The sequence below is a fragment of the Psychrobacillus sp. FSL K6-2365 genome (assembly GCF_038003165.1).
GTDB classification, from domain to species: Bacteria; Bacillota; Bacilli; order Bacillales_A; family Planococcaceae; genus Psychrobacillus; species Psychrobacillus psychrodurans.
Genome location: NZ_JBBOOO010000001.1, coordinates 3128843 through 3153289 on the forward strand (window position 1 = coordinate 3128843; position 24447 = coordinate 3153289).

The 24447-nt window shown below is 34.9% G+C and carries 27 protein-coding genes and 3 pseudogenes; 3 read left to right on the forward strand and 27 right to left on the reverse strand.

What is annotated here, in order from left to right; translation table 11 throughout:
• Positions 1–463: 463 nt before the first annotated feature.
• From MKY29_RS15660 to MKY29_RS15750, 20 genes and pseudogenes are all read right to left on the reverse strand, one after another.
• Positions 464–2560: a HelD family protein gene (locus MKY29_RS15660; RefSeq protein WP_340880229.1), complete on the reverse strand. Its 2097-nt coding sequence runs from the start codon at positions 2558–2560 to the stop codon at positions 464–466.
• Between the two features lie 464 nt (positions 2561–3024).
• A pseudogene (locus tag MKY29_RS15665) lies at positions 3025–3452 on the reverse strand (SMI1/KNR4 family protein).
• Between the two features lies 1 nt (position 3453).
• On the reverse strand, positions 3454–3777 hold the full coding sequence (locus MKY29_RS15670) for a hypothetical protein (RefSeq protein ID WP_340880230.1): 324 nt from the start codon (positions 3775–3777) through the stop codon (positions 3454–3456).
• Positions 3778–3798: 21 nt separating this feature from the next.
• A complete protein-coding gene (locus MKY29_RS15675) occupies positions 3799–4425 on the reverse strand; it encodes a hypothetical protein (RefSeq protein ID WP_340880232.1) in 627 nt (208 codons plus the stop codon).
• 181 nt (positions 4426–4606) lie between these two features.
• On the reverse strand, positions 4607–4957 hold the full coding sequence (locus MKY29_RS15680) for a transposase (RefSeq protein WP_340880233.1): 351 nt from the start codon (positions 4955–4957) through the stop codon (positions 4607–4609).
• A gap of 543 nt (positions 4958–5500) precedes the next feature.
• A complete protein-coding gene (locus tag MKY29_RS15685) occupies positions 5501–6067 on the reverse strand; it encodes an imm11 family protein (RefSeq protein WP_340880234.1) in 567 nt (188 codons plus the stop codon).
• Between the two features lie 24 nt (positions 6068–6091).
• Positions 6092–6286: an AHH domain-containing protein gene (locus MKY29_RS15690; RefSeq protein WP_340880235.1), complete on the reverse strand. Its 195-nt coding sequence runs from the start codon at positions 6284–6286 to the stop codon at positions 6092–6094.
• 197 nt (positions 6287–6483) lie between these two features.
• Positions 6484–6924, reverse strand: coding sequence for an SMI1/KNR4 family protein (locus MKY29_RS15695; protein WP_340880237.1), 441 nt, complete (start codon positions 6922–6924; stop codon positions 6484–6486).
• Positions 6924–7004: pseudogene (locus MKY29_RS22015) on the reverse strand (hypothetical protein); the annotation flags it as partial. The gene MKY29_RS15695 and the pseudogene MKY29_RS22015, both read right to left, overlap by 1 nt.
• Positions 7005–7282: 278 nt before the next feature.
• Positions 7283–7675: pseudogene (locus MKY29_RS15700) on the reverse strand (SMI1/KNR4 family protein); the annotation flags it as partial.
• Between the two features lie 318 nt (positions 7676–7993).
• The gene (locus tag MKY29_RS15705) at positions 7994–8410 is read right to left on the reverse strand and encodes an immunity 70 family protein (RefSeq protein ID WP_340880882.1); all 417 of its coding nucleotides are present in this window, start codon (positions 8408–8410) and stop codon (positions 7994–7996) included.
• Between the two features lie 14 nt (positions 8411–8424).
• On the reverse strand, positions 8425–8997 hold the full coding sequence (locus tag MKY29_RS15710; protein WP_445677897.1) for a hypothetical protein: 573 nt from the start codon (positions 8995–8997) through the stop codon (positions 8425–8427).
• Positions 8912–9511, reverse strand: coding sequence for a T7SS effector LXG polymorphic toxin (locus MKY29_RS15715; RefSeq protein ID WP_340880238.1), 600 nt, complete (start codon positions 9509–9511; stop codon positions 8912–8914). Before MKY29_RS15715 ends, MKY29_RS15710 begins: the two co-directional genes overlap by 86 nt.
• A 34-nt stretch (positions 9512–9545) precedes the next feature.
• Positions 9546–9860 carry a T7SS effector LXG polymorphic toxin gene (locus tag MKY29_RS15720; protein WP_340880239.1) on the reverse strand — a complete coding sequence of 105 codons (315 nt, stop codon included), beginning with the start codon at positions 9858–9860 and terminating at the stop codon, positions 9546–9548.
• Between the two features lie 61 nt (positions 9861–9921).
• Positions 9922–10443, reverse strand: a complete 522-nt coding sequence (locus tag MKY29_RS15725) for a hypothetical protein (RefSeq protein ID WP_269921744.1) — start codon at positions 10441–10443, stop codon at positions 9922–9924.
• 19 nt (positions 10444–10462) lie between these two features.
• Positions 10463–11578, reverse strand: coding sequence for a T7SS effector LXG polymorphic toxin (locus MKY29_RS15730; RefSeq protein ID WP_340880241.1), 1116 nt, complete (start codon positions 11576–11578; stop codon positions 10463–10465).
• 126 nt (positions 11579–11704) lie between these two features.
• Complete coding sequence (locus MKY29_RS15735; protein ID WP_340880242.1) at positions 11705–12124, reverse strand: hypothetical protein; 420 nt, start codon at positions 12122–12124, stop codon at positions 11705–11707.
• Positions 12125–12135: 11 nt separating this feature from the next.
• A complete protein-coding gene (locus MKY29_RS15740) occupies positions 12136–12549 on the reverse strand; it encodes a hypothetical protein (protein ID WP_340880243.1) in 414 nt (137 codons plus the stop codon).
• 311 nt (positions 12550–12860) lie between these two features.
• Entirely contained in the window at positions 12861–13394 is a 534-nt protein-coding gene (locus MKY29_RS15745; protein ID WP_340880244.1) for an SMI1/KNR4 family protein, read from the reverse strand.
• Between the two features lie 422 nt (positions 13395–13816).
• Positions 13817–14449: a recombinase family protein gene (locus MKY29_RS15750; RefSeq protein WP_340880245.1), complete on the reverse strand. Its 633-nt coding sequence runs from the start codon at positions 14447–14449 to the stop codon at positions 13817–13819.
• Between the two features lie 166 nt (positions 14450–14615).
• Here MKY29_RS15750 and MKY29_RS15755 point away from each other — a divergent pair, with 166 nt between their 5' ends.
• Entirely contained in the window at positions 14616–14816 is a 201-nt protein-coding gene (locus tag MKY29_RS15755) for a helix-turn-helix domain-containing protein (protein WP_269921749.1), read from the forward strand.
• A 320-nt stretch (positions 14817–15136) separates the two neighbouring features.
• On the opposite strand, the gene MKY29_RS15760 is transcribed toward MKY29_RS15755, so the two are convergent.
• The 5 genes from MKY29_RS15760 to MKY29_RS15780 all read right to left on the reverse strand — a co-directional run bounded on the left by MKY29_RS15760 (position 15137) and on the right by MKY29_RS15780 (position 18499).
• Positions 15137–15607 (reverse strand): SMI1/KNR4 family protein, encoded by a 471-nt coding sequence (locus MKY29_RS15760; RefSeq protein ID WP_269921750.1) that lies wholly within the window; start codon positions 15605–15607, stop codon positions 15137–15139.
• Between the two features lie 18 nt (positions 15608–15625).
• Positions 15626–16012 carry an HNH/ENDO VII family nuclease gene (locus MKY29_RS15765; protein ID WP_340880246.1) on the reverse strand — a complete coding sequence of 129 codons (387 nt, stop codon included), beginning with the start codon at positions 16010–16012 and terminating at the stop codon, positions 15626–15628.
• 129 nt (positions 16013–16141) lie between these two features.
• Positions 16142–16483: a hypothetical protein gene (locus MKY29_RS15770; protein ID WP_340880247.1), complete on the reverse strand. Its 342-nt coding sequence runs from the start codon at positions 16481–16483 to the stop codon at positions 16142–16144.
• Positions 16484–16665: 182 nt separating this feature from the next.
• Positions 16666–17016 (reverse strand): transposase, encoded by a 351-nt coding sequence (locus tag MKY29_RS15775; protein WP_340880248.1) that lies wholly within the window; start codon positions 17014–17016, stop codon positions 16666–16668.
• A gap of 1 nt (position 17017) precedes the next feature.
• Positions 17018–18499, reverse strand: coding sequence for a ribonuclease YeeF family protein (locus tag MKY29_RS15780; protein WP_340880249.1), 1482 nt, complete (start codon positions 18497–18499; stop codon positions 17018–17020).
• Between the two features lie 1129 nt (positions 18500–19628).
• Here MKY29_RS15780 and MKY29_RS15785 point away from each other — a divergent pair.
• A complete protein-coding gene (locus MKY29_RS15785) occupies positions 19629–20837 on the forward strand; it encodes an RtcB family protein (protein ID WP_340880250.1) in 1209 nt (402 codons plus the stop codon).
• Between the two features lie 110 nt (positions 20838–20947).
• Here MKY29_RS15785 and MKY29_RS15790 read toward each other — a convergent pair whose 3' ends face one another.
• Positions 20948–21865 (reverse strand): DNA/RNA non-specific endonuclease, encoded by a 918-nt coding sequence (locus MKY29_RS15790; RefSeq protein WP_340880251.1) that lies wholly within the window; start codon positions 21863–21865, stop codon positions 20948–20950.
• Between the two features lie 681 nt (positions 21866–22546).
• Here MKY29_RS15790 and MKY29_RS15795 point away from each other — a divergent pair.
• Complete coding sequence (locus MKY29_RS15795) at positions 22547–23176, forward strand: hypothetical protein (RefSeq protein WP_340880252.1); 630 nt, start codon at positions 22547–22549, stop codon at positions 23174–23176.
• A gap of 502 nt (positions 23177–23678) precedes the next feature.
• Here the strand turns inward: MKY29_RS15795 and MKY29_RS15800 are convergent.
• Entirely contained in the window at positions 23679–24407 is a 729-nt protein-coding gene (locus tag MKY29_RS15800) for a GntR family transcriptional regulator (RefSeq protein WP_090566857.1), read from the reverse strand.
• Between the last annotated feature and the right edge of the window lie 40 nt (positions 24408–24447).

Consider the following 24447-nt stretch of genomic DNA (forward strand, 5'->3'; position numbering starts at 1 on the left):
GAACGGTCCAATATAATAGTCAAATCCTTTTTACGACGAGTAATCGCAGGAGGCAGGTTCCCTTCAATTGGATTGGCTATTGAATAGGTCTTATCCCATCGGAGTGAACTCAAGGATGGGTTTTTTTTATGGTTAAATGAAGGAATTGATACAATCAACGCTGCGAAAGTTACCGCGAACAATAATCTTCGATATACTGTCACCGGCACCTTAGGCCCACACAATACGGCTCATGCGGATGTTGATGAACGATTCTGCGAAACTCTAATGTTCTTGAACTTTTAGTAATGATATATATAAATCACAAGATTGACGTTTGTTTGAATTAACATGAATGTTTCTGACACAAGGACATGGTTTTAAAAAGTTACAGTTTCTCCAAGAAGACCAACTACTCTCGCTAAATTAATGCAAAAAAGATGGTCCTCTAACATATAACTGAGTAATCTTCTTCAAAGATCTATTAATTACTTTCGTAAAATTCTTTTGGTATTCCTTGAATTAATGGAGAAGCTTCACCTGAATAGAAAATACGTAAATCGTGGAGTGATCTCGTGCAGCCTACGTATAATAATTTGGCATCATACTTTGAATCTTTATAGTGACTTGCGTCCACATCTATAAGTAACACTGCATCAAATTCCAATCCCTTAGCTAAATACACAGGAACTACAGAAATACCACCTTCGTATTTCTTTTGATTTGCTTCAATGACGTTCACGTCAATCCCTGCTATTTGTAACTGCATATGTATGGAACGGCATTCAGCTTCTGTTCTACCAATAATCGCAATCGTCTTAAGATTTTCTTTTTGTAAATCATGAAGTACCTTAATGATTTCAGTAATTTGATCATCTGTAGCAATCACTTTCACTTTTTCACCGCTACGAAAAACTGGTGTTGCAAGTCCCACGGGAACTTCGGCATGCTTAATGACCTCATTGGCAAATTCGATAATTTCCTTTGTAGAACGGTAGCTTCTCGTCAGTTCATAATAACCCGTTTCTTGAAACACTTCTTTAAAGTCATTCCAGTCCTCTATTCCCTGATAATTATAGATTGCCTGAGATAAATCACCTAAAATAGTAAAAGAATTACCTTGTGTAATCTCTTTCAGTATAGAAATTTGAAACGGCGAAAAGTCTTGTGCTTCATCAATCACAACATGATGAAATTTTTGTTTGCCTTCTATTCCTGTTAGCTGATGATAAATATAGACGAGTGGTGCTAAATCTTCTACATTTACTTCTTTCTTTTGGCAATTCTTCGCTGTTTCTTGGACAAGTGCTTCAGGTAATAATTCTATTATTTCTTTTTGATTCATCAAAGATGTATAAAATGATAATGCACTCATTTTTGGCCAAAACTTCATATATACATTCAATCTATTGTTCGCTTCTTTTTTCAATAGCTTCTTCTCATCGGTTCCTTCGACCTTTTTAAGTTCTATCTCTATCCAACGCTTGATTCGTGCAACTAATCGTTCCCTGCGCTTTGTTAATGGATAATGCTTATATTCAACCAATAACCACTTCTTAATTTCATCTACTGTTATCACAGCTTGATCCCATAGTTCGAGATTAGTTGTTGGTACTAGATTTTCTTCAAATTGAATGAGACTTCTTTCAATAAATGACTTAAACTTGATTGACCCCTTTAATTTACCCTGCATAACTTTATGATTGTCTCGATTCATGGAAAAAGCTTCATTTAACTTTTCTTCTGGATGTTTTAATTTCACCGTATTATCTAAAAGACTTAACGCCCACTCTGGAAAAGTTGTTTGTTTAATATTTCCTACTCCCAGTTCAGGAAGTACATCAGAAATATAGTCTAAAAACAAACTGTTTGGAGCGAAAATGATCATTCTATCTGCTTGTAGCTGTTCACGATATTCATATATCAAAAAAGCAAGGCGATGTAAAGCGACAGTTGTTTTCCCACTCCCTGCAACCCCTTGGATCAATAACGGTATATTTTTCTCAGCTCGGATAATTTCATTTTGCTCAGATTGTATCGTTGAAACGATATCTTTTAATTTATTATCTTTATTTTCACCTAATCGGTATAAGAGAAATTCGTCTGTCAGGGATACATCTTCACTCCCCTTTACATACGTATCAACAACACGCTCTAGCTCTCGTTTACGAATGGCTATGTTTCTTTTTAAATACACTTCTCCCTCTACCAATCCATCAGGCGATTGATAATAAGCCAGCTCCTCTCCGCCATTGAAGGAGTAAAACATACTCGCAACTGGTGCTCGCCAATCAATAACTATTGGCTTCTTCGCTTCCTCATCCGAAACACCGACTTTCCCAATATATAATGGATTTGGCTCTAAATGGCCATCCTCCCTAAAATCTAACCGACCAAAGTATGGCTCTTGTACACCAATTCGTAAGTTTTGCCGATTTAACTCCCTCATACTTTCAAGTACTTGCTCAGTATAGTTATCCCCGTGATAAACTGGAATACTTTCTAGCTTGTGTATTCGATCATCCAGTGTAGATAAAACTTCCTGCAATCTCTTTAATTCCTCTTCATATATATTGCTCATTATGATACTCCCCCCTAAACTTTCTAAAATTTCAGTCGAGTTACAATTGTATAAAATATGTATGTACAAAGTCAATAAAATTCGGTCCCTGTGTCAGAAACAATTAACAAATACAAAAAAAAAGGATCAGGCTGTACCTGATCCCCTTTTTATATATTGTAAAACTCTTGGCTCCGGAAATAAAAGCCAGCTTGAAGCCTTTTTTGACAATCGCATGCGGTCTTAGATAATCGTGTAAATTTAAATCGAGTAGTAAGTGTGGTTGTTTTATTTAAATGTCACTGCAACCAATCTCGTAAGTTTGCTAACCATCATGAGTGTTTTTGATTCAAAAATGATATTGGTTTTTGATTCAAAAATGATATTGATTTTTAATCATAGAGTTCATAAGTTAAAAAACCTTGAAAGGCATATTACCAATCAAGGTTTTAAGTGTCTATGAATTATCTTTTATTGAACATTAATTAACAATTAAAATATGCCTTCAAGAAATCAAAAAACGATGACCAAGTTTCTTTTAACTCTCCTTTTAAAAGCAGTTCATCTCCACCCTCAAAATTAACTATATAAACTTTATCTGTTACAGTATCCAGCACTAATACAGCATTTGCTGACATTTCACTTAATACAAGATATTGCTTCGGAAAACCATGTTCTTTTCTAGAAATGAGTGTGTATGATTCAATATTATTTTCTTCATTTGCTATATCTAGTAATTCAAGGGTACATGTTCTTCCCAAAAGGGTCCTGCATATTGGATATAAAATTCTTGGAAAGTATCTGATGCGTTTACACCTAGCCTTATTAAAGCATCCTGTACTAGTTTGCTATCTTCACGTTTATATATTTCTTCTTCCAGAACTTCATCTAGTCTCTCAGGCAAAATACTCATATTATTTTCCTCCTAAAGCTTCTTCTCCTCGTATTTTCCAATAATTAATAGAATCTACTTTTTGAAATGCCCCTCTAGTTGTCTCATCCATTGGATAAAATGGGTTTAACTTTCCTTTACAAGGATGTAGTGGAGCTCTTTTAGCAATACTGATATTATGGTACCTAGTTGAAGCTTCATATAATGGTCCAACACCCTTTTGTTGTGAATGATGCAATGTTGCAACACTATCTGCATCATCAAGAATAGGAGCAAGTCCATATTTCCCAGATGCTTCAGCATTTGTTAACCCGCGACCTTTTTTAGCAACTTTTGTTCGGACCATATCCCAATTAATATCTCCTCTTTAATATACTTTGTAATTAAAACCTGTGCCATCTTTACCTGCATTATACTCTACACTCCGAGGAAAATATTTATTATTCTTATAGTCCTTTAGATGTTGATAAGTTTCTTTACCCGTACCCTCATTAGGGCTTCCCGCCTCTTTACTACCATTCACACTACCCTTAGACTTGTTTTCAACCGTAGTAGTCTTCTTACCAGAAAGATTCCCTTTATACTTAAATGGCTTGGTTATGGTGACAAAAGCGCTCTTTAAGCCTTTTTTGACAATCGCATGCGGTCTTAGATAATCAACAAATGCAAGTTTTGTACCTTCAAAGTACCCATCGAGCTCTCGGACACCACCGTCTTCGAATTCCTCTTCTACTTCGTTGACCACTTCATATTGAATTGGATTGTTTATCCCAAGCTGGTATTCTTTGATGATCAGACCATTTTCGTACAGGTGGAATTTTAACAGGTTAAAGCTTTCATAAGCTTCTCTATTGATTGTCTTGGTCTTTTTCCCCTCGAGTGCCTGAAACGTTCCTGGCGTGATTTCCGTACCTATCAGATTTTCCTGATTGCTGGACTCTACGCCTCTATTGTTTGAGTAACTGAAACCCATCACGATTTGATCTAACACCATATAGGGGTTACAAGGGATACCTCTTCTAATATCTGAATAAAAAGTGGTTTGTTCAGCACTGGGGGTAGCCCCACAAAAAAGAAACCTTGAAAGGCATTTAGCCAATCAAGGTAATTGAATTCATTTAAACTATTTAATTTTAACTGTGCTCTTTATAAAGACCTTTGTATAAAAAATCCAATTAGCTGTTACAATCCCTTTCTTCTATGAATTCTAAAAACGAATCTTGCAGTTTTCCTTCCGTATCAATAGAATCAAGCAGTAATTTAGGTTCTAAGGAACAATCTTTTAAAGTTGAACTTCCATCAATTACTCCTAGCATGTTTGAAATAGTATCAATCATAGTTTGTTCAATTATCTTCATTAATGTATCTTTATTTCCGTCAGTTAAACTATCGTAAAAACCAATAGTCTTTTTCCAATAATCATCTGTTTTAGAAGTAACATACGTTGTTTCATACAAGTCTTTGTAAAGTTGAAAGTTCTCTTTCACGATAGACTCATAAAGTGATTTAACAAATATATCATTCATTTAATTTCCTCATTTCTGGATACATTTTTTAAAATTCTCTCCTTAGGCGAAACCTTATTATATTGGCTAGGATCTCTTGTTTATCGCCACGAGCGTTGTCAATCTCGTTAGTTTGTTAATTATGCCATGTCATAACTACTTCTTCTATGAAAATATCCATCTCGTCTAACTATCGTACTTTTCTTACTGTCCAAGTATTAATACGATACTCCAGGATAGTACTACCTTCATGAGCTCTTGATTTTCAAAAATCATTCTCTTATTGTCTCACACATAAAATTCTCACTTTCTTTCTATTCACCATCTTTATTTATCCGTATCTTTATCACCTTTAGCACTAAGAGCTTTTACAATCTCGTTATTTTATTGTTTTTGCAGTAAGTACCGATAACATGTAAAATGCCAAATCGAACATTTCTCGTACTTTCTCTTACCAATCCTATAGAAATAAACTCCATGATGGTATTACCTTCATGGAGTCATTATTTTCGAACATCTTAATTAATTCAGATATATTCTAGTGAAAAATTCCTATTCTAAAATTTAGATAGCTTTAATTTCGTAAAATTCCATACCTGTTAATTCATTATTTTCAATTTCTTTTTTAAATATTTCTGAAACAAAAATAGGTATTTCCTGTCTATTTCCCAATTTAAAAATATCACTATTTTCTACTTTACTCTCATAAATTGCATATTTTCGTACATTATATACCGTCCCAACACTTTTAGTCTGTATTTCACGGTAGTCTGATTCTTCTAGACATAGTGCATTAACGACTTTAAGAATATTAGCAATATAATATCCTTCTAAACTATCTCCACTTTTCAACTCAACAATGTCAACTGGAAAGTACTCAATTCTTGTATTCAAAGTTTCCATAATAGTTTTCAATCTACTAGATACCACAAACCATCCCATATCATTTGCAAGATAGTCTGTAGGCATTTCTCCTTCACTTTTATCATAGTAAAATTTAAAACTACCATCCCATCTATTAAACGGCTGCCCAGTTTTAAATTCATATTGTTGAATACCTAAATCATCCTTATAATGACAAACTATATCATTTTCACCCGAAACTTCTATGCTTAACTTATAAAATTTCATCTGTATCCCCTACCTATTTTTTACTTAACCAATACTCTTGTAAAGCATATCGGGATTTTCCCTGACTTCTTTCTTTAAACCTTCAAATAGCTCTAAAAAAATTTCTTGATTCCCACGTGCAATAGCATCATATTCATTTATCCTGTCTAACACATATTCATGATATGCGTTCGGATGTCTACCTTGATGAGGCAATAATTCCTGCATATAAAATGTCATCTCGCCTAATTATCGTATTATTTTCACAAACCAAGTATTAAAACATAATGCCTTGATGGTACTACCATCATGAGCTCTCGATTCTCAAACAAATTATTTTCTTTTTGTCTCACTCAAATACCAATTATTTTAATATAAATGAAAGAAAAAAACCTTGAAAGTCGAAAACCATTCAAGGTATGTTTTATTATCGTTCTTTAATCAGCTAGTAACTCCAAGTAATATTTATCATTTTCTTCTATCTTTCTTAAAAATTCTTCAAGAGAAGTCGCAATTTGAATATCATAATAGTAAACTGCATTTCTATTATTTTCATTCAATTCTATTGACATTAAAGCTGATTCACTGCCCTCAAAAAATATTAGTTTGTTATTCTCAAATTCATGATAGATTTCTATGTCGGGATAAAACTCAAAATCATTAACTTTTAATCGAAAATCCCTTACTGAATATGGGTCCATAATACGATTAATATTAAACTCTGAACCTTTAATAAATCCGTAGCCAACCTCTATATAAAATTTAACTAACTCCTTAGGAAATTTTAAATCAAGTTCCTTCTCAACCTCTTTTATTTCGTTTTCAGTCACTGGATAAAAACTATTTGCTTGGTTTGCCTTAATAAATTCATAGCTCATTATTTTTTACCTCCTTTAAATAGTGTACTTGCTGGTGAACCTGCTCCATGAATACCAGCTTGATGCTCATTTGGGAATTTTACCATAAACTTTTCCAAGGACATTCACATTTATACCAAGTTCTATTAGTTTTTTAACAATTGCTAATTCCCCTCTAGAAGCTGCGACATATAGCACGTTCTAAAAGGTTGGTACAACCATCATGATCTTTCGATTTTCAATTTAATCATTTTCTCTTTGTCTTTGTCTTTGTCTTTGTCTACTTAACAGTAGATGATTCAAATAAAGTAAAAAACCTTGAAAGGCATTTCATAGCCAATCAAGGTCAATTATTTTTTACTTCTTCTACCAATTAAGCCTAATCCTCAATTAAATCTATATAATATTCATTATTATTGAGAAATTTTTTTAAAAAATCCTCTAACGATTCAGCTATTTGAATATCGAAATAAAGTATTGGATTATTAACTAATTGTAAATCTATTGAAATATAAACACCCTCGTTTACTTCCAAAAAAATTAGTTTATCTTCATCATCAAAAAGTTCATCTAAATCTGGGTCAAATTAAAAAATACCTTCTCTTAATCTAATATCTGCTACAGCCCCTGGTCCCAATATTCTATTTATTGAATTAGCACTTTGACCTTTAATAAAACCATATCCAACTTCTAAATATAGCTGTTTTAAATCATTTGAAAAACTGATGTCCATTCTTTGTTCAGCTTTTAATATATCATCTTCAGGTACCTTATCATCGTTCTATGTACGTAAAAGTTGCGAAAAATTTAAAAGGCAGGGAGAAAGCGAAGGTATGGCTTTGAAGAATAGAAATGGTGGTAACTGATAATATTATGGTATTTGCTTAACATAATAAGGAGTAAATAAGGCATACATTTTAAAGTATTTGTACGCACTTTATTATTCAGCAAAACATTATAGGGCTTACAAAAGGTATAACATTATTTTATAAATAAAACCGTTTATACGACACTCCGTATCACTTTCAAATAAAAAATGACCTTGATATAGTTCATACGTTTATCAAGGTCATTAATCGAAGGATATTACTTATAAACTTTCTATATAAACATCTGAATTAGTTTTTAGTCCTTTCTCTAATGCTTTCATTAACATACCTATTAAGTCTTCTCCCTCACTTGTGACAAAGTAATTAGATAAGTTTGTGATATCCTTACTAATATTATCACCCCAAGGTGGTCTTTTAGATAGGTCTTCAATATCCCATATTACTTGTGATGGACTATAATTCTGTAATTTCTTTTTTATTTCTTCTAATTCATTTATTGCACTATCAATATTCTTATTTTCAAGTTTTCCGTTATAGAGGTCATTTAATAAATAGGGAAATTCATTTCCCCATCCATTTTGCTCTAAATGATAGCTTATTGTAGAGAAAAAAGAATGTACGAAATCACCATGCCCAACTTGATACCAATAATATTTCACCTTAAATCCCACAGCCATTTCTCTCACCTCAATCAATTCGTTTTAAATCTTATATCTACTTTACCATTTGTTTTATTCATAATCTTTTCATACAATTCATCTAGTATTTCATCTGATACATTCTGTCCTCTAATATCAATTATAACAGACTGTTTTGTACTGTTAGGTAATTCGCTTAATCTTTTTTCTACCTGTTTTGACACGTTATTAACCAATCTACTCCGTCCGCTTGAAGTAGTAATCTTATAATTTTTCACCTCTATGCTATGCCCAGTCTGATACAAATCTGGTCTAGAACTACCTTTTTCTCCATAAGGTACTTCTTTACCATCTTTAAAAGACTTTTGAGCATTATACTCTGGGAAATCCTTCTCCACATCAATTTCAGATTGTCTCCATGATGGTCTAGCTTTATCTATACCCTTATTAGGGTTTCCAGCCTCTTTACTACCAATCACACTACCCTTAGACTTGTTTTCAACCGTAGGAGTCTTTCTTACAGAAAGATCCCCTTTATATTTAGATATCTTGGCTCCGGAGATGAAAGCGAGCTTGAAGCCTTTTTTGACAATCGCATGCAAGTTTTGTACCTTCAAAGTACCCATCGAGCTCTCGGACACCACCGTCTTCGAATTCCTCTTCTACTTCGTGGACCACTTCATATTGAATTGGCTTGCTTGTCCCAAGCTGGTATTCTTTGATGATCAGACCATTTTCGTACAGGTGGAATTTTAACAGGTTAAAGCTTCCATAAGCACCTCTATGGATTGTCTTGGTCTTTTTACCCTCGAGTGCCCGAAACGTTCCTGGCGTGATTTCCGTACCTATCAGATTTTCCTGATTGCTGGACTCTAGGCCTCCATTAACCCGAGAGGTCTGTTGTTCAATAGCCGTCTTCAATCCACTATTCATTGATATCGCAGCCCATTGGTTCGATCGAAAATCTATGTCCGTGACTCCGTCCGTAAACAGTCCTTCTATATCTGTCAGCCACGTGTCCATCGTCTGCAAACCTTGTTCTATAGGATTCAGTGCGTATGTCTGGGTAGAATCAAATTCATAGAGTTGGTTTAACGTATCATCACGTTTTCTCTTAGAACTAATGACTCCCTCCTGCACTCCGCTATCATCTAGATGCGGCAGGGCAACAATATCACTCATGATTCATGATACTATTTGCCTCATCAGTTAAGCTAGCAGTGAGTTCACCAATAAGCGTAAGTCCCTGTTCTAGCTCTCCATCAAGGGATGTTTCGAGTATGTAACCGGAGGAATCAGGTTCCAGTGAATGAAGCGCTGCCTCCATCTGGTTAAGCATTTGTTTAAACTGTTCAGAAAACAACTGGAAAAAGTGAAGAAACGGTAAATGGCATTCCTGGTAAAAAGAGCGGATGGCATTACCTCCCGCTCCCTTAAGTTGATCCTCCATCTGAACTAGACCATTCACCGCATGGTGGATCGGTCCCATATCCCATTAGCCCCTCAAAAAAGAAACCTTGAAAGGTAATCCAATCAAGGCACAATAGTTTTTATATATTTGCAGTCACTTCTAAAGTTTTAAATGTTGATGGAGCATTTGCTTTAGAAGCGTATAATTGAGGACTCTCCAAAATTGACATATTAAATATTTCACCATCTTTAAAGTCTATAAAATTTTTTAATCCCATTATAAATTCTTTATGATCTATTTTTTCAAATATCTCAATAGGTATTGTAACTATTATATGTGAATATTTTAATCTAGTAGTCCTACATATATATGCATTATAGTCAAAAGCAGCTGTTTCAAAATTATCTGGAAGGCTATATATAGATAACGACGAAATTTCTTCTTTACTTTCTACTGCTTTAAATAAGTTCTTTTCTAATCTTTTAACAGAAGAAATTTTGCTACTTTTAATTGATTTACTGGAAAGGGCCATATAATTTGGAACCAAATTTATTGACTTAATAAAATTCGATACATAGTTATAAAAATCTAACCACTTTTTAGAATCTACGGAATCAATTTCGCCATATAATACTACGGACGTTGTTAACCTCTCTACCATTATATAACCTCATCTTTCATTATTTTTTTGGGGGTAAAATAAATATATCTCCAGCCCTATCTTTCAAGAGCATTTGATTATCTTGCATTCTTTCAATCAAGTCTTCTATATTATCAGTTTTACTTGGAACCTCATATTGATCAATTTTCCCATCTCTTCGAACAACCATTATGTCTGGTCTTCGGTTCGGTTTAATTCCAGGTATTTCATTTGAAAGACCTTTATTTAAATAGACTTTACTTATATTATCATTATTAGCCAATTCTTTAGCTTTATCTACCATTGCTTCCCAGTGTCCTGGAGTTTTATTTGTATGTGGTTTACTAGGGTAAATAATCTTATCCTTTGAATGTTTTACCGTAACCTTATTAGGGTTTCCCGCCTCTTTACTACCATTCACACTACCCTTAGACTTGTTTTCAACCGTAGGAGTCTTCCTTACAGAAAGATCCCCTTTATATTTAGATATCTTGGCTCCGGAAATGAAAGCGAGCTTGAAGCCTTTTTTGACAATCGCATGCGGTCTTAGATAATCAACAAATGCAAGTTTTGTACCTTCAAAGTACCCATCGAGCTCTCGGACACCACCGTCTTCGAATTCCTCTTCTACTTCGTGGACCACTACATATTGAATTGGCTTGCTTGTCCCAAGCTGGTATTCTTTGATGATCAGACCATTTTCGTACAGGTGGAATTTTAACAGGTTAAAGCTTCCATAAGCACCTCTATGGATTGTCTTGGTCTTTTTACCCTCGAGTGCCCGAAACGTTCCTGGCGTGATTTCCGTACCTATCAGATTTTCCTGATTGCTGGACTCTAGGCCTCCATTAACCCGAGAGGTTTGTTGTTCAATAGCCGTCTTCAATTCACTATTCATTGATATCGCAGCCCATTGGTTCGATCGAAAATCTATGTCTGTGACTCCGTCCGTAAACAGTCCTTCTAAATCCGTCAGCCACGTGTCCATCGTCTGCAAACCATGTTCAATTGGATTTAGTGCAAATGTCTGGAGAGCATCAAATTCATAAAGTTGCATTAAGGTATCATCACGTTTTCTCTTAGAACTAATGACTCCCTCCTGCACTCCGCTATCATCTAGATGCGGCAGGGCAACAATATCACTCACTTGATTCATGATACAAATGAAATTAATAAGCCAATCGCCGGTTTAATACCGTCAATTGGCTGCATAATAGGGTATTTTATTCCGCTCTGCAAATGGATAGTCAGTGCCAAGAAAATTAAAGTTTTAACTTAATACTTATTCATGTAAAGACTTAAAATGGCTAGCAAGTGATACAATTTCTTCATCAAGATTAGGAAACGCAATAATATTATCCAATACATTTATAAAATATGCTTTTCTGTCCCCTTGAGAACCATTGATAACTCTATTTAACATCCAAACAGTATGTTGTGTAGGTTCCCTTTTGAGTGATTCAACAAGCTTTTCTTCATATCCATTTTTATAAAATTTTTCAACAAAATGCACAAGAGGCCCAGGTCTACCGAAATTTATATTTGGATATTTTTCCATCAACTTAAAAATGGGCAGAATAGCTTCAAAAGCATCCTCCCTTTCTTCTATTTCTTCAACAACATCATATGTAACATCAATAAAATCCTCATTCATAATTGATTTTTCTAACTTCATCATTAATTGTTTTAATTCATTTTGCATCTTATCATTCCTTATTCTAGAGTATTTTTCATATGATTTAACGCTTTATTTGTAATATCGTTTACAATATCTTCTGAAATACCAGCATCTCGCAAAATTTTAGAATTACTTGTAATATTATCTAATGGTAATTGATTGGTTGCGTCAATACCTCTTTGTACTTTATTTATAAGCTTGTGTTGTTCACGCTCTAACGCTATTACTGGATTGTTCTTCGATGCTTCAGTAGAAAGTCTATTAGTAGCAAGACCGTTCGCCTTCAGATTTGCATGTTGCCAAACTTCATGCCCTTCTAAATTATCCCCAACAACAGACCTATCAACAAAATCCTTATAAGTAGTAACTTCGTTTTGCTTAATAGTTTGCTTGGTAGCTGCTTTACCCGTACCTTTATTAGGGTTTCCCTCCTCTTTACTACCAATCACACTACCCTTAGACTTATTTTCAACTGTAGGAGTCTTATTTACAGAAAGATCCCCTTTATATTTAGATATCTTGGCTCCGGAAATAAAAGCGAGCTTGATGCTTTTTTTGACAATCGCATGCGGTCTTAGATAATCGTGTAAATTTAAATCGAGTAGTAAGTGTGGTTGTTTTATTTAAATGTCACTGCAACAAACTCGTAAGTTTGCTAACCATCATGAGTTTTTGACTCAAAAATGATATTGATTTTTAATCATAGAGTTCATAAGTAAAAAAACCTCGAAAGGCATAAGCCAATCAAGGTTAAAGTAAACTATTCAACTTTTACTGAAATAAAAGCAGTTTCATCACTTGGAAAGTCATCTGGAAAAGCATTGCATACTAATTCTTTCGTTAGTATTTGATATAAAAACTCTACCATTGTAATTGAATAAGTATAGTTCTCAGGTGATCTTGATTCATACACCACAATTTCCCACTCGTCAGGCTCTCCATTGGTTAACCAGTATAATTCATCACCGTTATCTGTGTATCCCCAAGGAAGTAAGCCACCGTTTGAAGGGTAAACATCATGTTTATAATATTGAGGATAACTTTTTTTAGATTGAATATAAGCATCCGTCATTTCCTTCTGCCTACCAAGATAATTTACATTATCATCATTTACAAATGGAGTTAATATCCACAAAAATCGGTCAATACCACCAGTACCATAAGTTTCGATAAATTCCACATAATCTGAAGGCAATTCCGTACCAAGTGTATCAAAAAAATTTCGCCATTGTTCTTTATCTCCAGTTTTTTGTGGGAATTCTGGGGGAGGAAGAATTTTAATTAATTCTTTCAAATATATACACTCCTACTTTTTATTTAATATTGTTACATCTAAAGAAAAGCCATTTGTTCCCCTTGCTTTTAATGTAACACTTTTGGCATTAAAGTATTGCCTCATAAATTGGAATTGATAGATATCTTACATCTTCACCTCTATCAACCAAGTGCTTTATGGTTAGCTATACAAAGCAACTCATTACTATTTCTATCTGTAAACCCATGAGCCTTTTTAATTTCGTAAGTTTTTGGCTTGTTCCCTGTAACAATATTTCGTAAGTTTAAAATGTCGTATCGCCCAGTTATCATACTTATTTTTCATTTCATAAACAAAGTATTCTTTGGTACAATCTTCATGAGTTATTGATTTTGAATAACCTGAGTTAGATTACTTTGTGAGTAGTAGACTAAAAAATATTGCCATTTCCAAATTATTTTTTAATTATCTTGAAGCCCTATTACAATCCATTCATCGACAATATCCCAGAAATTCAAATTATATTCAGGCTTATCATTGGTAAACCATAATGTCGCTACATCACCAATACAGTTGTTTAAATCTATAGCAACATATCCCCCCATGCCATTTTCAAAAAATCCATATGTTGTAGACATATTAATTCCTAATGGTTCATCTAATTCTTCAAGTATTCCCCATTCATGACCCTCAAAATGAGTAATGCGTTCCACTTGTACAAGTCCCATAGCTCTACTTGGTAGATAATAAAACCCATTATGTAACTTTTCGTAGAACTCCATAATTGATTCTGGAACATTCGACCAATCTTTTTTCATTTCTGAAATATAAGCAGAGTTAGTCGGTATACCACCTTCGTAATAAAGAATTTCGTCATTTTCACTCTTTACCATCTCCTGAAAGCCTAATCTGTCAACTTCTAACGCTTCTTCGTCCACCTTAGCCCCACTGATACCTTCGTCCTTAAACAAGCGTAAAAGCGTGTATCCATGAGTCTGACAGTAAGTCTTGATTTCATCTTCTTGGTAAGCAAGACTGTATCCATCTCTTGCTTGTCCTTGTGTAGATACTCGAATATATCCGATAACTTTCATGGTATTTTCCCCCTCCGTTACGCTAATCTCAATTAACGTAACGCTTAGCCGCTATAATTAATATAAATTCATTGTATGCGGCTTTAGCGATACAATCAACCCCTTTACCGATACAAGTTTGTGATGTATCGTAAAAGGTAACATGAATAAGAGGAAGGGAAGTACCATGCCTATTACAATCAAGCTAAAGGAAATCCTTAAAGAACGAGACCTTTCACAGCGTGAATTGGCACGAATGACAGGGCTACGCCCTAATACAATAAGCCATCTTTGTTCAGACAATGTGGACAGAGTTTACCTCTCAACATTAGAAAGAGTATGCAAAGTGTTAGACATCGACATTCAGGAGTTAATCGAGGTGGAGTAGCCTCTCGCCATAGTAATCGTTCTTTTGTACGTAAAAGTTGCGAAAAATTTAAAAGGCAGGGGGAAAGCAAAGGTATAGTATTGGAGAATATAGATGGTGGTAACTGATGGTTTTGTGATTACTTCTAATAGCTAGGATACATTAAATAGGTTATACGTTTTATAGGTGTTGTACGTACTTTATAATTTGTAAGAACATACTTTAGGGCTTACAAGAGTTACTCATATTCTCTGAATAAAAAGTGAACTATTCGTCACTGGATAGCCCCCCAATAAAAAAGAAACCTTGAAAGGCATATAGCCAATCAAGGTTTTTCAAATCTATACTTCTAGCTTAACTAAGTCTAATAAAAAATCACCAAAGTCATTAGCTATTATTTCATATGTTTGACTCTCTAAGTCAACTCCAGGTACAAAAGATACTACTTTTGGTTCACCATTATCATCAAGTTGATTATAGTCTAAACAAAAAATTTCGTCACTCCCTGTATCATATATAACCAGTAGATTATTAGGTAGATTAATTTCTCTTCGTTCTGTTAAAGTGTACCATATAGCGTCTGGAACTGATGAATTTTCAAAATCAGCATTAATAATTCCGTATATTTCTTGTGCTCCGAAATTACCTGCTCCAAATGTCTTTAAATAATCAAGATATAAACCAGTAAACTTTAACCCTAATTTTTCTTCAGCCAAACTAATTAATTCATCTGTATGACCACCCACAAAGTCTGCAATCTCTTCTTCACTCACAATAATTTCCTTTGCTTTTTGATAATTTTCTACACTCATTTCCATTCCCCTTTAACATTAAAAGTCATTGGCTCTATTTTTCCAGTAATCAGTTCGCCATTTATTAAACTCAGACCTATTTATACCTGAAGGTATAGTATTAGGATTGATGTGAATTACAGAACTGTTATCTTTATGAAACGTCTGTGTAACCTCTGCTATCGAACTTTCATTTCTTTGTGTCATGTGATGAAGGTTTATAGACTTTCCATCTGGACCAAGTGGGGCTAATCCCTTATGCATCCTTTCAAGGTTAGTTCTACCTCGTGCGTCTTTCATATTTGAATTTATAATATCATCTCTTTGGTAAACTTTCACGTTTTTAAATTGGGTGGTTTTATTCCAGTAGTGATAACCATTTCCTATACCCTTATTAGGGTTTCCCGACTCTTTACTACCATCCACATTACCCTTAGACTTGTTTTCAACCGTAGAAGTCTTCTTTACAGAAAGATTCCCTTTATATTTAAATGGCTTGGCTCCGGAGATGAAAGCGAGCTTGAAGCCTTTTTTGACAATCGCATGCGGTCTTAGTTAATCAACAAATGCAAGTTTTGTACCTTCGAAGTACCCAGCGAGCTCTCGGAAGCCACCATCAGCGGATTCCTCTTCTACTTCGTTGATCACTTCATATTGAATTGGATTACTTGTCCCAAGCTGGTATTCTTTGATGATCAGACCATTTTCGTACAAGTGGAATTTTAACAGGTTAAAGATTCCATAAGCATCTCTATGGATTGTCTTGGTCTTTTTATCCTCGAGTGCCCGAAACGTTCCTGGGGTGATTTCCGTACCTATCAGATTTTCCTGATGGCTGGACTGTACGTCTCTATTGTTTGAGTACCTGAAACCCATCACGATTTGATCTAACACCATATAGGGGTTACAAGTGATACCTCTTCTAATATCTGAATAAAAAGTGGTTTGTTCAGCACTGGGTAGCCCCACAAAAAAGAAACCTTGAAAGGCATTTAGCCAATCAAGGTAATTGAATTCATTTAAACTAATATATATTTTAACTGTGCTCTTTATAAAGACCTTTGTAATAAAAAATCGAATTAGCTGTTACTATCCCTTTCCTCTATGAATTCTAAAAACGAATCTTGCAGTTCTCCTTCCGTATCAATAGAATCAAGCAGTAATTTAGGTTCTAAGGAACAATCTTTTAAAGTTGAACTTCCATCAATTACTCCTAGCATGGTTGAAATAGTATCAATCATAGTTTGTTCAATTATCTTTATTAATGTATCTTTATTTTCCTCAGTTAAACTATCGTAAAAACCAATAGCCTTTTTCCAATAATCATCTGTTTTAGAAGTAACATTCGTTGTTTCATACAAGTCTTTGTATAGTTGAAGGTTATCTTTCACGATAGACTCATAAAGTGATTTAACAAAAATATCATTCATTTTATTTCCTCATTTCTGGATACATTTTTTTATTTAATTCAATTAGTTCTTTTAAATCTGAATTCGGTATGTCATCATAGACTCTTCTAAGTTCCCTAATATCTCTTGCCAATAACTGTCTAGGATTATCTATTCCTTTTGTACTTCTTGAAACTATGCCATTAGGTCCTTTAATGGTGTGCCCCACCTTTGGAACATTAATTGCGGGTGCAGTATTTAAATCATAATCATCTACCAATTTCTTCATTGCTGCCTTCTGTCCTGCATGATGAGCATCAAGTCCTTCTACTCCTTTAATATCTTTATATGCTCCAACTTGATATTTACCAGTAACCTTATTAGGATTTCCCGCCTCTTTACTACCATTCACACTACCCTTAGACTTGTTTTCAACCGTAGGAGTCTTCTTTACAGAAAGATCCCCTTTATATTTAGATATCTTGGCTCCGGAGATAAAAGCGAGCTTGAAGCCTTTTTTGACAATCGCATGCGGTCTTAGATAATCAACAAATGCAAGTTTTGTACCTTCAAAGTACCCATCGAGCTCTCGGACACCACCGTCTTCGAATTCCTCTTCTACTTCGTTGACCACTACATATTGAATTGGCTTGCTTGTCCCAAGCTGGTATTCTTTGATGATCAGACCATTTTCGTACAGGTGGAATTTTAACAGGTTAAAGCTTCCATAAGCACCTCTATGGATTGTCTTGGTCTTTTTACCCTCGAGTGCCCGAAACGTTCCTGGCGTGATTTCCGTACCTATCAGATTTTCCTGATTGCTGGACTCTAGGCCTCCATTAACCCGAGAGGTCTGTTGTTCAATAGCCGTCTTCAATCCACTATTCATTGATATCGCAGCCCATTGGTTCGATCGAAAATCTATGTCTGTGACTCCGTCCGTAAACAGTCCTTCTAAATCCGTCAGCCACGTGTCCATCGTCTGCAAACCATGTTCAATTGGATTTAGTGCAAATGTCTGGAGAGCATCAAATTCATAAAGTTGCATTAAGGTATCATCACGTTTTCTCTTAGAACTAATGACTCCCTCCTGCACTCCGCTATCATCTAGATGCGGCAGGGCAACAATATCACTCACTTGATTCATGATACTATTTGCCTCATCTGTTAAGCTAGCAGTGAGTTCACCAATAAGCGTAAGTCCCTGTTCTAGCTCTCCATCAAGGAATGTTTCGAGTATGTAACCGGAGGAATCAGGTTCCAGTGAATGAAGCGCTGCCTCCATCTGGTTAAGCACTTGTTTAAACTGTTCAGAAAACAACTGGAAAAAGTGAAGAAACGGTAAATGGCATTCCTGGTAAAAAGAGCGGATGGCATTACCTCCCGCTCCCTTAAGTTGATCCTCCATCTGAACTAGACCATTCACCGCATGATGAATTGCTTCCATTTCACTAATTAGCCTATCTAACATAGTAATATTGCGCTGTATCCCATCTTGAAATAAATCTACATCCAATATTTTCATAGGATTTGCCTCATCGAGCATGTACAAATAATCAATTCACAATATTCTTTATTATACATTATTACCCCACAGGTGAACATTCTTCTCCTCCTCTAGTAAACTACCAATAGTTATAATATTCCATTTTTAATCAGGAAGGTAAAGGGAAAAGTTACAATATTTGAAAAGATAAACCTTACGGATTAATATAATAAAATCACCTGTGACTCTTACACTACTTTCCAAGGAAAATAGTGGTTAAATTGAAACAATTTAAATGAATTCATTAAGTACTTTCTTCGCCCATCCCCGAAAAGACAAAACTGAGTCTAGAACAGAAACTTGTAAAGTACCTTTATAAAGTAAAGTTGTAAAAGTCTTGTTTGAGTACCTAGCACCCATCATGCTTGAAAAAGGTATAAAAACGTATATTAACATTAACATCAGAGTACAATAAAAAAGACCAATTGATGTTTGCGCATCAATCGGCCAAGTAAAATAGCAAAATTCTTTTTGCGACGAGTAATCGCAGGAGCAGGTTCCCTTCAAGGGGATTGACTATTGATTAGGTAATAACCCATCAGTGCACTCAACTCAAGGATGGGTTATTTTTTATGGTTAAATGAAAGAATTGATACAATCAATGCTGCGAATGTTCCTGCGAACATTAATGCTTCAAATACTGTCACCGGCACCACAGGCCCGCACGATGCGGGTCATGCGGATGTTGCCACAGGATGTGGCGCACTTAATCCGCCCTTCTCTAACACGAAATGGGAGTGAGCCAACCACCTTTTGAGTCACCTGCTATTATCTTCTCATTACACCACACGTATGTTCTTTATTTTTTTATTTCCATTAATCTGTTGTAGTATCCTATATACTATAGTGAAATGTTACATCGGAATAGTTATTCTTGTAGAGCATACCATTTACTATTATACTTCTAAAAACCTTCTAATTCTCGCTTTGGATTAGAAGGTTTTTAGCTAACATAAAATTGTGTACGTTTGATAAATTTACATTGCGGAGGCAAGTATTTTTCCCCCTACGCTTTTTATTATTTTTTAAAGTAGCAAAAAAGAAAAAGGGATTCCTATTCCGAACCCGAATGGTTACATAGGAGTTGAAAAGGAGGAGTTTTGAAGCGATGAAAATAATTAAAGGTAAATTTGATAATGCAAAAGTATTTACAGAAAATATTGATGACGTGACAATTGAACAAATTAGAACATTCTTAGATCAGCAGTTTGTGAAGGGTGGTAATGTACGTATTATGCCAGACTGCCATGCAGGAAAAGGGGCAGTTATTGGTACTACCATGAAAATAAAAGACAAAATCGTTCCTAATCTAGTAGGAGTCGATATTGGTTGCGGCATGTTATGTATGGAGGTCCAGAAAAGAGATATAGATTTTGAAAAACTTGATCAAGTAATTCGTCTCTTTGTACCAGCAGGTCAAGGTATTAGACAGAACCCTCACTCATTTACATCCAATATTGAACTTTCTAAGGTAATTGCTCCCTTCTCCCTTGATACTGCTACCCTTTCGCTAGGTACACTTGGTGGTGGCAACCACTTTATCGAAGTAAATCAAACAGAAGATGGAAGACTTTTTTTAGTTATCCACTCTGGTTCTAGACATTTAGGAGCTAAAGTAGCAAGATTTCACCAAAAACGTGCAATAGATACTTTAAGATTCAATAAAGAAGAATTAAAAGAAATAATAGCGAACTTGAAAAAAGAAGGAAAACAAAAAGAAATACAAAAAGCCATTCAATCTTTTAAAACAAAAGAAGTTACTGTTCCGGCAGAACTATCTTATCTGGAAGGGTTACAAATGGAAGAATACTTTCACGATTTAAAAATAGCACAGGATTATGCTAAGTGGAATCGCGCAGCAATGGCACAGGTTATCTTAGAAAATATGAATTTTATAGAAGTCGGTAGAATAGATACAGTTCATAACTATGTTGACCTAGATAATATGATATTAAGAAAAGGCGCAATATCAGCTCAAAAAGGTGAACTTGTATTGATTCCCATCAATATGCGAGATGGTTCTTTATTGGCCGAAGGGAAAGGAAACGAAGACTGGAATTACTCGGGCCCTCACGGAGCGGGGCGGATATTTAGTCGAACTAAGGCTAAGGCTACTCTCAATATGGAAGACTTTAAGGAAACCATGAAAGATGTATTCACCACTTCTGTTGATATTGACACGATCGATGAATCTCCATTTGCTTACAAGACAATGAATGAAATTATTGAAAACACTAAGGAAACTATTGAAGTAAAACAAATTCTAAAGCCAATTTACAATTTCAAGTCATCTGAGTATATTGGGTATAGAAAATAGTAAATATAATAAAAATAAAGGAGAAGGGAATTTGATCCCTGCTCCTTTTTTGCTTATTACATTTTTAATTCCATTTAACTTATTATTTTTCAGAATTGCTCTCTAAGGTCTTACTCTCCTACCATACCGTCCTTATCATTGTCTTGCATGTGTGGATACAACCAATGATCACTCATTATTGGCATACTAAAACCGGCTGCTTTTGCCTCTTTAATCGTCACCTGTCCATTACCGTTTGTATCAACACTAGAAACATCACCGCTTGTGTTTGAGCTAGTCGAATCAGAAGGTTCACTTCCTGTTAAACCGAGGGATGCATTTACTTCATCAGGGTTCACATTGTCAAATGTATCCACGATTACGTTGCCCTTTAAAGTATAGGTATATTGATAACTTGAAGGAATCTGCGTTTCCGTATTTGAATATGTAATAATTGCTTCGAAATTAGTAGCTCCACCGGCTTTACGAATAGCGTCTTCCATATATGCTTGATCACCATGTCGATTAAGCGTACTATCTTGTGGCGTAATATTATAAGCGTTTGATACCCCACCAAGAGAATCTGCAATAATATGTCCTTCATCTAAATTCGCTCTCTCGACACCAGGAACTTTTGCTTCATCGGAGTAGTATCTGCCCGACGATGTTACAGGTTCGGTACGGTCATCTTGTAGAACGATTTCGTCAGCTATGACACGGATTACTTGGCCATATTCGTTGGTGAAAGAATAGTTCTTTCGGTCCTCAAAACCAATGTCCACGACGACGTTGGGTTCGCGATGTCCCGACAAATCACCACCATCAACTTCAATCAGTTTATATCCTTTGAACAGTTCCTCTTTTGGCTGAGTTGATGTTTTTTCTGATACTGATTCTTCAGTTACCGTTTTTTCTGTATCACTATTATTTGTTGTTACTTCTTGAGAAACTGTTTCTTTATCTATAACTGATGCATCTTCTACGTTAGTACAACCAACTATAAAGATGGCTGTTAAAAGTAAGATTAAATAATTTATTTTCTTTTTCATTTTAGGACTCCTTGTATTTTTTACTGATCATTCTATGGATCTTGGAATAAAACATAAATTAACATGTTAACCTATCTATAATAGTATATTACAATATTAGTTTTATTACTTTAAATACTAGGGTGGAATTATGTAGTGTTAAATTTCAATAAAGATTAGTAGAGTCCATTGCATTATATTATTCGGATCTAAAAATAAAACCAGTGATTGAAAAAGTCACAATTTCTTTTAAAGAATTGCGCCCGATTATGGAATTTGACTAATTAATAATTAAACGGAATCGTTAAGACTTCTCCTGAAATTCCCGACCACTGAGCTTTGCTCTTATATTGGAAACAACAAACAAGGCAAGTAGACCGGAGCCTCCAAAATAGCCCCTCTCAGAACCGGACATGAACCTCTCGGCTTTTAAAAGAATGTGATTACTAGCAGTACATTAGTAAATAATTATAATAATGAATGAAATTTCTCTCTCATTCATGTATCCTTTCTTCCAAAACACTTCTATTTAACTAATGACAGCGACTTATCATTCGTGAAATGGGAGGAAGGAATAGATGACTAGTTATCTTATGGGTTATCAAACTTTTAAAACAGTTGCAGAAATGGATATGCATGTAGAAAAACATATACTGGTCTCTGGTAGCGCAATATGCTTGTAAGTTTCCTGGTGCTGCTCATTTGAAGGTGTCAACGATTTGCGTTGCGTCGGATAAATCAGAGGCGGCGATTAGAAGAACCCTACGTAAATTAGTAAAGCTATTGATCATCAAAAAGATTCCGACCATTCGAAGAGTTTCTAAGGGCTATGGCGCTAATATTATATTCATTTTACCTTTCAATGACCAGTCGAGTTTGACAGTTCGGGGGGAGCAGGAGAACCTAGTCACACAAAGGGTTTCGGCTATCATTTCGGGAAAAGAAACCGATATCTCTTTAATCTCTAAAAAAGAATTATTACATAATACGTATTCTACAGAAAACGTCTGTTCACTAGGTCCTGTGGATAACTCAAGTAAAAAACCTACATTCTACCAGCACCTCAAGTCTACTGTTTTCGCCATGCTGGGAGCTGATCAGCAATTAGTCAGCAGTTTATACGAAGTTTATCGAAGTCTCACTTACCGTATCATTCAGCTACTCCCGCAGGAACAAATGTTTTACGAAGGTGTTGGTTATCAAGCACTGACAATTGCTTTACATGATACGAAAAAGAAGAAAGTCTATAATCTCGCTGGTTACTTTGTTGGTGTTTATGAAGAATTATGCAAACAAAAGTTATTTGAATTCTTTCAAGAGCAAGAGGATTGAGTACAACTCCGCTCGAAAACATGAAGATTATAATATTAAAGTTATTTTGTGATGGACCAAATTACAAGTTGACTGAATAGAAAAGCCGTTCTGAGTAACTCAGAACGACTTTTACAGGTTAGAATTCTACTATCTTTTATATCTCATATTTTTAAAATTTCTCTTGCAGAAAATAGTCTGAACTGTTCATTACAGAGGAACACTTTTAAACCGTAAATATATCAGGAGCAATTCGCTTTTTAATCTTTCTTGCAACACCCGTTTAAACTCCCTGTCGTGAAAACCTTTGGTACGACTACATTAATAAGCAATCTTAATAATGATGAATCATTTTTAAACAAGTATAATCATTAAAATCTAAAGTATCTGAAATGGTATATATATCAAAATACCAGCATTTAATAATTGTGCTTCAATATTAATTGTGTAAGACAGGTTGCTTTTATTAAACTGCCTGAATAATGCCCTTTCCATCAAAAACCTCAAAACTTGCTTCATTTTTTTATTTTGCCCGATGGATAGTTAGATTCACCTTGTTTGTTTCGCACATAAAAGTAGAAAGATGAACAGGTTCGTCATCTGCATCAAAAGCAATCTTTAAAATTCTAAACAAGTTTGCACCAACGTCACATTCCAATAATTTTGCATATTCTGTTGTGGCACCAATTACATCAATGATTTTATCGTTACTAATAATTTCTGTTTGATACTCTTTGGAAAGGGTTTTGTAAGTTGATTCATCCATTGCAATCTTCTTTTCTAAATCGGGAAAACGAATTAAAGGAAAATGAGCGATATCATAAAAAAGCGGATGATCATTTACATACATGAGACGCTCCAGCTCCAAAACAGGACTTCCTTCATCAATTAAAAGGTGGCCTGCAACTTCTTCCGATGCCGGTATAACTTCGCTTCTTAAAATACGGGAGTTCGGAATCATGCCTAATTGATGGCTAAACTCTGAGAATCCGCTTACAGACAATAATTCATTGTGGAATTTATTAGTTGTAACAAAGGTACCTCTGCGTGGAACCCGCGTCAAAGTCCCTTCCTTCACCAATTCCTCAATAGCTTTTCGGATTGTGATACGGCTTACATTATAGATCTCACAAAGTTCAGCTTCAGTTGGAATTTGTTCATCTGGTTTGTATTTTCCCTGTTGGACATCATTCTTCAACATTTGCCTTATTTGCATATATAACGGCTGGGGAGTTGAAGGATTTAAATTCATACTTACTCATCCTTATCCATAATAGATTATATATTCTCTA